The organism is Agrobacterium sp. Azo12 (assembly GCF_029193765.2).
Taxonomy (GTDB): domain Bacteria; phylum Pseudomonadota; class Alphaproteobacteria; order Rhizobiales; family Rhizobiaceae; genus Agrobacterium.
Genome location: NZ_JARFYO020000003.1, coordinates 421,697 through 433,911 on the forward strand (window position 1 = coordinate 421,697; position 12,215 = coordinate 433,911).

Annotated in this window: 11 protein-coding genes; 6 read left to right on the forward strand and 5 right to left on the reverse strand. The window is 54.3% G+C overall.

Features of this window, described 5'->3' with window-relative positions; all coding sequences use genetic code 11:
- Positions 1-48 precede the first annotated feature (48 nt).
- Positions 49-3,192 carry a PAS domain-containing protein gene (locus PYL13_RS24000; RefSeq protein ID WP_275643567.1) on the forward strand — a complete coding sequence of 1,048 codons (3,144 nt, stop codon included), beginning with the start codon at positions 49-51 and terminating at the stop codon, positions 3,190-3,192.
- A 125-nt stretch (positions 3,193-3,317) separates the two neighbouring features.
- Here the strand turns inward: PYL13_RS24000 and PYL13_RS24005 are convergent, their stop codons facing one another.
- Complete coding sequence (locus tag PYL13_RS24005; protein ID WP_275643568.1) at positions 3,318-4,016, reverse strand: glutathione S-transferase; 699 nt, start codon at positions 4,014-4,016, stop codon at positions 3,318-3,320.
- 104 nt (positions 4,017-4,120) lie between these two features.
- Positions 4,121-4,303, reverse strand: coding sequence for a hypothetical protein (locus tag PYL13_RS24010; protein WP_275643569.1), 183 nt, complete (start codon positions 4,301-4,303; stop codon positions 4,121-4,123).
- 270 nt (positions 4,304-4,573) lie between these two features.
- Here PYL13_RS24010 and paoA point away from each other — a divergent pair, with 270 nt between their 5' ends.
- The 5 genes from paoA to PYL13_RS24035 are packed head-to-tail and all read left to right on the forward strand — an operon-like array spanning position 4,574 to position 9,829.
- Entirely contained in the window at positions 4,574-5,092 is a 519-nt protein-coding gene (paoA, locus tag PYL13_RS24015) for an aldehyde dehydrogenase iron-sulfur subunit PaoA (protein WP_275643570.1), read from the forward strand.
- Complete coding sequence (locus PYL13_RS24020) at positions 5,089-6,039, forward strand: FAD binding domain-containing protein (RefSeq protein WP_275643571.1); 951 nt, start codon at positions 5,089-5,091, stop codon at positions 6,037-6,039. The genes paoA and PYL13_RS24020 overlap by 4 nt, the downstream gene beginning before the upstream one ends.
- 3 nt (positions 6,040-6,042) lie before the next feature.
- Positions 6,043-8,241, forward strand: a complete 2,199-nt coding sequence (paoC, locus tag PYL13_RS24025; RefSeq protein ID WP_275643572.1) for an aldehyde oxidoreductase molybdenum-binding subunit PaoC — start codon at positions 6,043-6,045, stop codon at positions 8,239-8,241.
- 47 nt (positions 8,242-8,288) lie between these two features.
- The gene (locus PYL13_RS24030) at positions 8,289-9,206 is read left to right on the forward strand and encodes an XdhC family protein (protein ID WP_275643637.1); all 918 of its coding nucleotides are present in this window, start codon (positions 8,289-8,291) and stop codon (positions 9,204-9,206) included.
- Entirely contained in the window at positions 9,203-9,829 is a 627-nt protein-coding gene (locus tag PYL13_RS24035) for a nucleotidyltransferase family protein (RefSeq protein ID WP_275643573.1), read from the forward strand. The genes PYL13_RS24030 and PYL13_RS24035 overlap by 4 nt, the downstream gene beginning before the upstream one ends.
- A gap of 53 nt (positions 9,830-9,882) precedes the next feature.
- Here the strand turns inward: PYL13_RS24035 and PYL13_RS24040 are convergent, their stop codons facing one another.
- The 3 genes from PYL13_RS24040 to PYL13_RS24050 form a co-directional block, all read right to left on the reverse strand.
- The gene (locus PYL13_RS24040) at positions 9,883-10,143 is read right to left on the reverse strand and encodes a DUF2188 domain-containing protein (RefSeq protein ID WP_275643574.1); all 261 of its coding nucleotides are present in this window, start codon (positions 10,141-10,143) and stop codon (positions 9,883-9,885) included.
- Positions 10,144-10,291: 148 nt separating this feature from the next.
- The gene (locus PYL13_RS24045) at positions 10,292-10,780 is read right to left on the reverse strand and encodes a cupin (RefSeq protein WP_275643575.1); all 489 of its coding nucleotides are present in this window, start codon (positions 10,778-10,780) and stop codon (positions 10,292-10,294) included.
- Positions 10,781-10,976: 196 nt separating this feature from the next.
- Positions 10,977-12,062 carry an alpha/beta hydrolase gene (locus PYL13_RS24050; RefSeq protein WP_275643576.1) on the reverse strand — a complete coding sequence of 362 codons (1,086 nt, stop codon included), beginning with the start codon at positions 12,060-12,062 and terminating at the stop codon, positions 10,977-10,979.
- Positions 12,063-12,215: the final 153 nt, after the last annotated feature.

Here is a 12,215-nt window from a genome sequence, read left to right on the forward strand (position 1 = left end):
GTGTCCGGTGGTTATTGACACACCACCATCCAACTGCGACGAAAGCTCATGGCCAATAAATTCTCATACGACATTTTGCTGACCTCCGAGTTCGAGGCGTTCATTGTTGAATGCCTTCAAAAGGGGGAGTATGCCAACGCAAGCGAAGTGGTTTGCGCGGCTCTTCAAACCCTACGTGCTGCACCAGTTCAAGCAAAGCCAGTTAGCACAATAGATTGGCCAATCGGCGGCGGGGAGTGTGGCCAGCTGATCCGCGAGTTTGATTGGGCATCAACGGCGCTTGGAGCTGTTCAGACATGGTCTGCTGAATTGCGGACCACCGTTGCAAATGTCGTGAATTCACCCGTGGCAAAAGTTTTAATGTGGGGTGAGAGCCACGTGATGATCTACAATGATCGTTACGCAGAGATAGCCGGTGCCAACCATCCACATGCTCTGGGGGGAACCGTCCCCGGCATATGGCCTGAGATATGGGACTGGAACAGGGAAATGCTTGAAGCCGGCTTTCGCGGCGAACTCCGTTCCTACCGTGACCAGCCCATGGAACTCGTCCGAGAAGGCATTCCGAAAACATTTATTTTCGATCTCTTTTACACGCCAGTTTACGAAGCGGATGGGTCGGTTGGTGGCGTGCTGTGTACAGTCGTTGACAACAGCGATCGCTCTGCGATGAAAGCCAAGATTGCGGCAAATGAAGCAGAACTTCGTCGCGTGACTGACGCTATTCCCATGCTGATTGCCTATGTGGACCGGGACCATGTCTATCGTTTCGCAAATGCGGCCTACGACAGCTGGTTTGGGTCAAAACCTGCCGATATGGTGGGGCGACATGTGTCGGAAGTTGTCGGTGATGAGGCCTATTCTAATCGCCGCCCGGACCTTGATCGCGCTCTCGCCGGAGAGGCATGTATTGCAGAAGCAGATATGCCATATGGCGGGGGTGCGCCCCGCCGGCTGGAAATCCGGTATGTTCCTCATGTCGAGCCTGACGGTTCGATACCAGGCGTGCATATCCTTGGCATTGATATTGAGGAACGTGCGGTACGCGAGGCCGAACTCGAAATCAGCAATAGCCGTTTCCGAACTGCCATGGATGCGGTTCATGGAGTCCTTTGGACCAATTCCGCTGATGGGCAAATGGTCGGCGAACAACCGGGTTGGGCGGCACTGACAGGTCAGAGCTTTGATGAATACCAAGGGTTTGGCTGGGTAAATGCCGTTCATCCAGACGATCGAGAAGCGTCGACCGTGTCATGGAATAATGCGGTAGCCACCAAATCCATGTACGTGCATGAGCATCGCGTGCGTCGGCATGACGGCGAATGGCGGCAATTCGCAATCAGAGGACTGCCTTTGTTAGGCTCGTCTGGCAGAATTGTCGAATGGGTCGGCGTCCATACGGACATCACTCATCAAAGAGCTGCCGAAAGCGCACTCCGTGAACAGGCAGAAAACCTGTCGCGTCAGATTCGACATCGGGAGCGAGCGGAAGAGCAGCTTCGACAACTGAACGATACTCTTGAAACAAGGGTGATCGCAGAGATTTCCGAAAGGCGGCAAGCGGAAACCAAACTCGCCCAGGCGCAGAAGATGGAGACAGTGGGCAAGTTGACGGGTGGAGTTGCGCATGATTTCAACAACCTTCTTCAGGTCGTGTCTGGCAATCTCCAGCTCTTGTCAAAAGAAGTTGTCGGCAACGAACGTGCCGAAATGCGGATCTCGAATGCATTGGCGGGTGTTAGTCGCGGATCGAAGCTCGCCAGCCAACTTCTTGCGTTTGGTCGACGACAGGCACTTGAGCCCAAGGTTGTGAACGTCAGTCGTTTTGTGCGTGATATGGATGACATGATCCGCCGGGCGATCGGGGAGGCTATCGAGGTTGAAACCGTTGTCGCAGGCGGTCTGTGGAATACCTTTATCGACCCCAACCAGATCGAAAATGCCCTTCTCAATCTGGCGATTAACGCTCGCGATGCGATGCAGGGAACAGGTAAACTGACGATCGAGCTGTGCAATGCACATCTTGACGACGCTTATGCACGCAGTCACGACGAAGTTTCCCCCGGCCAGTATGTTATGATGGCTGTGACAGACACTGGCAGCGGGATGGCGCCAGACATCATTGACAAGGTTTTTGAGCCGTTTTTCTCCACCAAAGGAGAGGGAAAGGGGTCGGGGCTTGGCCTCTCCATGGTCTATGGCTTCGTCAAACAGTCGGGCGGCCATGTCAAAATCTATTCCGAAGTAGGCCACGGCACGACGATCAAACTTTACCTGCCTCGAGCACTGGAAGCCGAGGATATCGAGGTTGTCGTCGACAATGGTCCGATCACCGGTGGAACGGAGACCGTTCTTGTTGTTGAGGATGACGAGGAAGTCCGGGAAACGGTAGTAGCTCTGTTGGCTGACCTCGGATATCGCACGTTGAAAGCAGTGGACGCTGCGAGTGCTTTGACAGTAATCGACAGCGGAATACCGATTGACCTTCTGTTCACCGATGTCGTCATGCCCGGGACCTTGAAAAGCCCGGAACTGGCACGCAAGGCCAAAGAACGCCTGCCTCATATCGCAGTGCTGTTCACATCAGGCTATACGGAAAATTCGATCGTGCATGGGGGCAAGCTTGATGCGGGGGTCGAGTTGCTGTCCAAGCCTTATACCCGTGAGGCGCTCGCTCGGAAGTTCCGCCATGTATTGGCAAACCAGAAACAGCGGGCCGTAGAGAAGACGGCGACACCGGTTTCAGATACCGTGGAGCAGATTGCCACGCCAATCACATCGGCTCGGCTTACAGCTGACGCAAAGACGGTGCTGCTGGTCGAGGACGATGGACTGATCCGACTGACGACAGCTGAAATGTTGCAGGATGCAGGCTATATAGTCGTCGATGCCGCAAGTGCTGAAGATGCCCTCACGGCACTGCAGACGTTGCCGGTCGATATTCTGGTCACTGATCTCAATCTGCCGGGCGCGTCAGGCGTTGAGCTGGCAAGCGAGGCGAGGAAACTACGACCATCCATAACAATTGTATTTGCGACTGGCGATCCGACGGCAGTGAAGGGGCAGCATGACGCGCTCATTCTCGCAAAACCTTACGATCACGCAGATTTAACGGTTACCTTGTCGAAGGCGAGCGCGTTATACGTGGCCAACCCTGTGCCTCTGAAAGAAGAGGAAGAGTCTGATCGTTAACAAAAGACGGGAGTTTTTTCTCATGTCTATGCCGGCGATCTTGTGTCTGTTAGGGGCTGTGCTTTTCAGGATGTGGCTGATCCTCTCACTCAACTGCCTGTGGCGCTGAGTTTTCTATTGGCTAACTAGGCCAATACATGGCGGAGAGATTTTTCGATCTCCCCGCCGCAATAGGCATTTCCATAATCCTGGAAACTTTTTTGATTTAACGCAGCCAAGCGTGCGGTATCTCCAACTCGTTTGGAAAGTGACCATATCGTCGGCGAGGTGTCTTCGATTATGCGCCTTATGACAGAAAATCGGTCAGCGACAGTTATCCATAGGATGGAGGTAACGATATCAGCAACACCGGGATTTTCAGTGCCAAGCATAAACGCTGATCCAGCCGAAAGACCATTTCGGGTTCCAGTATCCTCGAAAATATTGATCCACCTCTGTAAACGGGGGACAAAATTAGTCCATTTTTCGATCGTCCACATTTCTCGTCCGCCGTCGAGGGTAAGCTCATCAAGGACGTCATTAGCATCGTTTACGATTTTCGTAGTCAGGGCTCGACCTTCTGGGGTGGTGGGAAGGAGATCAAGGCGCTCTCCAAGGTACATCGCGATGGCCGGCATCTGAGAAATTGCAAATCCACGATGTCGGTCAATGAGAACTGGCGGTCCCATAAACCCAAGCGGCTGCTTGTCGACGTCACGGCCCATCATTTCTTCAATGGCATTGGCATCATGTTCATCCCAGGAGCATCCCCCATGGGCCAGAATACCTCTGACGAATTGTCCTCTAAAAGGAACCGGCCAGTAGTAAAGATCGAAATCCGCCATGTTTTACGTCCGTGGGTGGGGGCTCCTCCGAACTTGTCGGCACGCGGAAAGAGCAATTGCCATTCAGAGAGAGACTAGCCGTAATTTAACAGTCAAGGCGGGTTTCAAACAAATCCGACAGCGCGGGTGTTGATAGTGCGACGCTCTCCGTAGTCACGCTCATGTGCCGTTTCGCGGCGCTTGAACTGATTGCTTGGTACAATTTGCTGCTTGTCGAGGCGGATCAGACCGTCGGGAAATGTGCCAGTATCTTGTTCGTCAGGGGATGTGGGCTGGTTAAAAATCATAATGATGTTTCCTCCAAAACACTTCAGTCAGTTTTGAGACTGATCGTCGAGGCTAAATTGTTTTGCGTATTGGATTGTTCCATCGCCAAGCGTGATGGACCTTGGCTTTCAGCCGCTCTTGGCCAAAGAGGTGCTTCTTAGCCATTGAAATGGCTTAAGCGCAGCATGCGCTTCATGGAACTTTCGGGACCGCAACTGCTTTTGTCCAGGGTCATGAAATTCAGCGCCATCGGCAACTTCTTTGGCGCGCCCGTTTAGGGAGTGGGAATATTGCAAACGAAAACCGAGGTTTCCTTCCAGGTCAACGAAAACGTCGTTCATCTCACACTGGATAATCGAACGACACTGCTCGACGCATTGCGCGAACATCTACACCTGACTGGGACAAAAAAAGGCTGTGATCATGGCCAATGTGGCGCTTGTACGGTGATCGTAGGAGGGCGTCGCATCAACGCCTGCCTGACGCTGGCGGTGATGCATGAGGATGATAAAATCACCACGATCGAAGGATTGGGAGCCCCCGGCAACCTTCATCCGATGCAGGCGGCATTCATCAAGCATGACGGTTTCCAGTGTGGTTACTGTACGCCCGGACAAATCTGTTCGTCGGTGGCGGTGCTGGAAGAAATGAGGTCAAATATCCCCAGCCACGTCACCGAAAGCCTGACAGATCCGGTTGTTATAGGATCGGAGGAAATCCGGGAACGTATGAGTGGCAATATCTGTCGGTGCGGAGCCTACTCAAACATTCTTGACGCGATCAACGAAGTCGCAGAGGTGCCGGCATGAGAGGGTTTTCGTATGAACGGGTTTCATCTGCGCAGGCAGCTGCGGCTGCGGTGTCAAATAATCCGGATGCAAAATTTATCGCCGGCGGTACCAATCTCTTGGATCTGATGAAGCTGGAAATCGAAACCCCGAGCCACCTCGTGGATGTGAACGGTCTCGGTCTCGACAAAGTGGAAAAGACCTCGGACGGTGGCCTTCGAATTGGGGCGCTCGTGCGCAATACCGATCTTGCTGCCGATGGCACGGTCCGGCGGCACTACGGCGTGTTGGCTCGCGCCCTTTTGTCTGGAGCCTCTGGCCAGTTGCGCAACAAGGCCACCACCGCTGGCAATCTTATGCAGCGCACGCGCTGCCCGTATTTTTACGACCCTGCCCAAGCTTGCAACAAACGTAGTCCCGGAAGTGGCTGTTCGGCAATTGGCGGGATCAGTCGCCAGCTTGGCGTTGTGGGTGTCAGTGAGGCGTGTATTGCGACGCATCCAAGCGACATGGCAGTTGCCATGCGGGCTCTGGATGCCGTGGTTGAAACCGTCAAGCCTGATGGTCAGAAACGGTCAATTCCAATAGCCGATTTCCATCGGCTGCCAGGAGATAAACCCCACATCGACACCACACTGGCCAGAGATGAGTTGATTACCGGCGTCGTCTTGCCGCCACCAGTCGGTGGTCGCCAGATTTACCGAAAGGTTCGTGATCGCGCCTCTTACGCCTTTGCCCTGGTCTCGGTCGCTGCGATTATCCAACCCAATGCAAAAGGCGCAATCGCCGTTGGGGGCGTAGCGCACAAACCATGGCGGATCGAAGCCGCCGACGAGGAGATTTCAAAGGGATCGCGTGCCGTGAACGCCATGCTCATGGCGGGTGCCCATCCCACAGATCAAAACCAATTCAAGATCGAGCTGGTCCAACGGACAATTGCGGCCGTTCTTGCCGAGGCAAGGGGATAAGCCATGCAATTTGACAAGCCAGCAACAATCAACCCAATCGATCAGCTCAAAGTGGTTGGACGACCTGTCCACCGTGTCGATGGCGAGCTGAAAACCAGTGGGCGTGCCGTTTATGCTTACGAGTGGTCAGATCCAGACCTGCTTTATGCCTATGGCTATCCCGTCGGTTCCACCATCGCCAAAGGCCATGTCATCTCAATAGACACATCTGCCGCCGCAGCCGCCCCCGGCGTTCTGGGCATCGTTACAACACTCGATCGATCTGAGCTGAACAAGGGCAAACTCAATACCGCAAAGCTGTTTGGTGGACGTGAAGTTCAGCATTATCATCAGGCTATTGCGGTGGTGGTTGCCGACACGTTTGAGGAGGCGCGTGCTGCCGCAGCCCTGCTCAAGGTCGAGTATGCGCCAGAAAAAGGCAGATTTGACCTCAGATCTGAAATTGAAAATGCGACCACGCCAGACCCCTCAGTGGAGCCTGATACATCTATCGGACATTTTGAACGTGCGTTTGCCACTGCTCCGGTGACGCTGGACGCGGAATATTTTACGCCTGACCAATCTCACGCAATGATGGAGCCGCATGCATCTATCGCTCAGTGGAACGGCGATGAGCTTACCGTTTGGACTTCCAGTCAAATGATCGATTGGTGGCGATCTGACCTAGCAATGACGCTTGGAGTTGACAAAGAAAAAATTCATCTGAAGTCGCCGTTCATCGGCGGAGGTTTTGGGGGCAAACTGTTTCTCAGGGTAGATTGTGTTCTCGCGTGCCTTGCAGCAAAGGCAGTGGGGCGCCCGGTCAAAGTTGCCCTTCCACGTCCTATGATCGCAAACAACACCACCCACAGGCCAGCGACAATTCAACGAATTCGCATCGGCGCCGAAAACAGCGGGAAGATCACGGCAATCGCACACGAGAGCTGGTCAGGCGATCTGCCAGGCGGTGGACCGGAAACAGCCGTCATGCAAACACGCCTTCTCTATGCAGGCGAAAACCGGATGACTGCGACGAAACTGGCGACGCTTGATCTTCCTGAGGGCAATGCAATGCGTGCACCCGGCGAGGCGCCGGGATTGATGGCGCTCGAGATTGCAATGGATGAGATGGCTGAGAAGCTCGACATGGATCCGATCGAGTTTCGTATTTTAAACGACACACTCGTGGACCCCGAAAATCCCAAACGGCCATTTTCCCATCGTGACCTCGTCGGCTGCCTCAGGCGTGGTGCCCAAGAATTCGGATGGAAAAAGCGTATGCTACCTGCTCAACGGCGCGAAGGTACATGGATGATCGGGCAGGGAGTTGCTGCGGCATTTCGCAACAATCTTGTCATGCCTTCCGGCGCTCGGGTGATGCTCGATAAAACCGGAATGATCGCCGTGGAAACCGATATGACCGATATTGGAACTGGAAGTTATACCATCATTGCGCAGACCGCAGCAGAAATGCTTGGCGTTGATGTTACGCGTGTCGACGTGCGGCTGGGGGATTCCCGCTTTCCAGTGTCGGCAGGGTCAGGTGGACAATTTGGTGCCAACTCTGCAACGTCAGGCGTTTACGCTGCCTGTGTAAAGTTGCGAGAGGCCGTCGCGAGCAAGCTCGGTTTTAACTCCTCTGAGGTTGTTTTCGAAAACGGACAGGTGAGAAGTGGCAACCGGATGGTAGCTCTGGCGGATGCTGCGGGGGCTGAGGGGCTTGTTGGCGAAGACACGATTGAATGGGGGAAGTTAACCGAAACGCACCAGCAATCGACTTTCGGTGGTCACTTCGTTGAAGTTGCCGTGGATATCGCAACCGGCGAAACGCGGATCCGGCGTATGCTCGCGGTTTGTGCAGCGGGCCGTATCTTGAACCCGATCACGGCTCGAAGCCAAGTCATTGGCGCAATGACAATGGGGGCTGGAGCGGCCTTGTCGGAGGAACTAGCTGTCGATACCCGCCACGGTTTCTTCGTCAATCATGACCTCGCTGGCTACGAGGTGCCTGTTCATGCAGACATCCCACACCAGGACGTTATTTTCATGGATGAAACGGATCCATATTCATCACCCATGAAAGCGAAAGGCATCGGGGAGCTTGGCCTGTGTGGTGTATCAGCGGCAATCGCTAACGCTATCTATAACGCTACCGCCATCAGAGTTCGGCAGTACCCCATCACTCTGGATAAGCTGATAAGCAAGCTGCCCGAATTCGGATGATTGGACTCGATGAGTTGGCCGAACAAGCGTCAAGTGTCGGAGGCAACATGTTGTGTGATGTCACATCAACGCCGAGAGTTATACCTGTTAGAGCTCGTGCCGGAGATGATCCTGCAGAGATTCTGCAGTTCGCTGTGGAAGCAATGCGGTGTGGCGGGGCGGCGCTTGCCACTCTTGTTGAGATCAGGGGAGGTGCTGCACGCGCACTGGGTGCGCACGTCGCGGTCGCGGCCGACGGCAGATATTGCGGTTATGTCTCAGGGGGCTGCGTTGAAACAGCGGTTGCTGCAGAAGCTTTGGAAGCCATTGCTGAGGGTGTTGACCGCATCGTCAAATTTGGTGAAGGCTCGCCGTTTTTCGACATCGCTCTGCCCTGCGGCGGAGGCATAACGGTGGCCATCCATGTGCTGCGTACGGTTGACCCTATTGCCGGAATACTTGCGGCATTTTCCAAACGTCAGTCGGCCGGACTTGTCCTGGACACTGAGGCGCAGCAGCTCACGCTCTTTGACAGAATACCTGCCAGAAGCGGATGGCGAGGAGGCGAGTTTCTGACGGTTTATCGCCCGCAAACGCGTCTGGTCGTTTCAGGCCAGACCGGGGAAGTGGAGGTGGTCTGCCGCCTTGCAGAAGCTGCGGGTTATCAAGTGGTTTGCGGTGATCAGGAAGCGCCATTGAATATTGATCCGTTTACCGCGGTTGTTCTACTGCATCATGATCTCGATCGGGAAACGCACGTTCTGGATAAGGCGCTCTCATCGCCGGCGTTTTACATCGGGGCGCTCGGCAGTACGCGTACTCATCGCCTTCGTGTGGAAAGGTTGCGGTCCAATGGCGTCCCCGCGGAGAGTTTCAACAGGATCAAAGCACCTATCGGTATATTTGGGCCGACACGTGATGCCGTTTCGCTGGCCATTTCGATCCTGGCCGACGTCGCCGCAGCCCGGCTTGAGGCATTTGCATGACGTCGATGAGACTAGATGATATCAATGTCGCAGGACTACTTCTCGCTGCGGGACAATCAAGTCGCGTTGCAGGAGGCTTTCATAAATTGCTTTCTGAGTTTGATGGCATACCCCTTGTTCGGCGGTCTGCATCGACATTATTGGAGAGCAAACTGTCGCGTGTTGTTGCCGTTACCGGGCATCGGGGACTTGAGGTGGAAGCGGCCCTTCGTGGGCTCCCTGTCATCACCTTGAACAACCCCGATTTTGCGAAAGGCCTCGGAACATCGATCGCCAGCGGATTTCGACATCAGGGTTTGTTCGACTGCGACGGTGTTCTCATTATGCTGGCGGATATGCCCATCATAGAGTCCAAGCACATCGATCAGTTGCTGCTAGCATTCACGTCGAGTGACGGCCAAGTTGTTGTGCGAGGAGCCCATGGCAGTATGCCCGGCCACCCGGTCATCATTCCAAGGACATTGTTCGGGGCCATGCAAAGGCTGGGGGACGAAGATGGGGGTAAAATGGCGATAAAAAGGAGTGGTTTGGATACCAGGCTGGTCGATATCGGATCCGCTGCAAGGTGCGACGTAGACACGGCTCAGGCTATCATCTTGGCTGGCGGACTGCTACGTATGTAGCAGCCCTGTCAGCTGACCCATTTTTAAAGGGTTACTGTTAGAACTGACGGCTTTCATTTGCTGCTCGCCTTAGTGTCATCAACGATCTCTGTGTCTGGCCGGTCGCCACCCGATGCATGTTCGGTCTTCCAGCTACCGTCAGAGAGCTGGAATGAAATCTCTGCATCGCTGCCTTCAAGCTGCTGTCGCTCGGCCGCAGATCTGGCAGCGGCCAGCGCATTATCGTGAGTTGGAAATGTTTCAGACCAGACATCGCCAGACCGGTATGCGTAACCGCCGTCATGCTCGTCGAGGTGATAGGTAACAAGTGCCATTCAATACGCTCCTTTGCAATATTCCCCACTTATAATGCTCGCGCTAATGCTGTGGTTCCTGTTAAACGATAAAGTACGACAAGAAGGGCTGCGTTGGTCGTGGCGAAGCTAGTGACGGGCGCGTTCTTGCCGACCAAATCCTGTCGTTCTAGCGCCAGTATTCCAGCACCCCACCGTTCGAACCAAACACAGGGTCTGTATCGGGAATTGGCAGTGTTGAAATTGTCGTTTGCATTGCCTGCGTAGGGGCGGCCGTTTGAATATCCGCGTACTGGTCCTTCGGATAAGCCCCAACAATCTCGAAGTCGGGTGATGCTCCCAAATTCCGATGACCGGTACCTGCTGGCAGAATGAGACAATCACCTTTCACGACATGGAAGACGTGACCACCAACACCACCAATCAACAGCGTGGCGTCACCGCTGGCCACACCAAGCACTTCATGAGCGCCAGAATGATAATGCTGGAAATCAAATACGCCGTCTCGCCATATTCCCGTCCAGCCATTGGCGGCGAAGGCCGTTTCGAAGTCCGACCAGTCTAACTCCTGCAACGCGGCTCGATAAAGTAAAACCGGGAGGTCTGGATTGTTCGGGACCCAGGCGCTTGATTGGAAAATTACGTGTTCAACGTTCATATGGCCCCGTTTGAGATAAAGTCGGCCGGAATTTTCACATTGTCAGCGGCTGGCTTGCTTCGGAAGCAGACATAACCCTCGGAAGATGTTTGCAGTTCCGTCACAAGATCGAAATGCGCCCTCGCAGATTGGTAGTTAGTCATACTGCTGAGAGATCCAAGCAAAGCGAAGATTGCTCCCGCGATAATCGATCAAGTCATTGGCTGAGTAGCGCGCCGCCCAACCGGAACGGAGCAGAGACAACCGCACCCACTCCATTCAGGACAAGCGAGCCGGTTCCTGCCACGGGATTGGCAATTCTTTCATTCCGCAATTGCGGGTAAGCTGCCGCCAGTGCTGCGAAACGGTCGTGGTTACTCCCATTGGCAGACGGAAGGCTTGAAATATCAATGATCTGAAGGTTTTCCCGTACGGCAAGAGCGCGAGTTCGTGGGTCATTTACATCAAGAGCACCGGCGTTGAATTCCGACCCTGCGAGCCTGCGTGACAAATTAAGTGCGAGATCGTCCTTGGCCGCCAGAATGACGATCGGGTTTTTGAGACGACCGGTCATGGCAAGTTGTCTGCTCAAAAGATCGACATCGATGTCTGGCGCCGCCAGTACAATTTGATCGATCTTACTGAGGCCATCCTTTCGTCCTGTCAGGCTTAATTGCCTGACCGCCTCAACGGCAAGCCAGGCTCCCATGCTGTGGGCCAGCACGATGCTGCGAACATCTGCTCGGCCAAGATCGGTCAGTACAGATGCGAGATCATCTCGCGCAAATGCAGCAGAATCTCTGTCGGCGAGGTACCCGGTCGCCGATCCCTGCGACGGCCAGTCAAACAAAATCGGCACATCTGCGGCGGACGAATCTGCGGCCATCTGCGCAAGCCGGAACAGAGCCTCCTGATAGCTGTAGTTATAGCCGTGCACAAATATTCCGGTTGGAGTTTCCTTGGCGCGTTCTTTCGCACGCGAGATGAACTCGGTCTTCGTAAGATTCCGGTGTGCGACGACTGCGAAAGATGTGCGGGGATCAGGCTTGGCGGTAGGCCATTCGATGTTCGGCGCCTTGTGACCCGGCGGGATCGACACCGTCACTTCCAGATAGTGCAGCCGATCCGACCTGCCGGAGGTAAAAGACTGGAAGTCGTCTTTGGCGGGAACGCGATTTGAAGCCACGAGGATCGATACGGTCTTCGCATCAGGGAGGGGTGCCACGAGGGCGAGGGTGGCTGGCCCAGGGCGCGCGCATGCACTGAGGAAGAGAACGCAGAACAGGACCACGATACGGAGCACGAAAAAACCTCTGACTGAAACTGCCTGATATCTATCTCGAATTCTTGAAAAAAGAACCCCCGTTGCGATCGGCAAAAATACGGTGCTCACCGTAACGTGACGTAAAAAGGTACTGATGAGTTTATATTGTCGGGAACAATATTTATCCATCGA

Coding starts and splice junctions, on each gene's coding strand:
- PYL13_RS24000 (WP_275643567.1), top strand. CDS start 49: ATGGCCAATAAATTCTCATACGACATTTTGCTGACCTCCGAGTTCGAG.
- PYL13_RS24005 (WP_275643568.1), bottom strand. CDS start 4,016: ATGGCGGATTTCGATCTTTACTACTGGCCGGTTCCTTTTAGAGGACAA.
- PYL13_RS24010 (WP_275643569.1), bottom strand. CDS start 4,303: ATGATTTTTAACCAGCCCACATCCCCTGACGAACAAGATACTGGCACA.
- PYL13_RS24020 (WP_275643571.1), top strand. CDS start 5,089: ATGAGAGGGTTTTCGTATGAACGGGTTTCATCTGCGCAGGCAGCTGCG.
- paoC (WP_275643572.1), top strand. CDS start 6,043: ATGCAATTTGACAAGCCAGCAACAATCAACCCAATCGATCAGCTCAAA.
- PYL13_RS24030 (WP_275643637.1), top strand. CDS start 8,289: ATGTTGTGTGATGTCACATCAACGCCGAGAGTTATACCTGTTAGAGCT.
- PYL13_RS24035 (WP_275643573.1), top strand. CDS start 9,203: ATGACGTCGATGAGACTAGATGATATCAATGTCGCAGGACTACTTCTC.
- PYL13_RS24040 (WP_275643574.1), bottom strand. CDS start 10,143: ATGGCACTTGTTACCTATCACCTCGACGAGCATGACGGCGGTTACGCA.
- PYL13_RS24045 (WP_275643575.1), bottom strand. CDS start 10,780: ATGAACGTTGAACACGTAATTTTCCAATCAAGCGCCTGGGTCCCGAAC.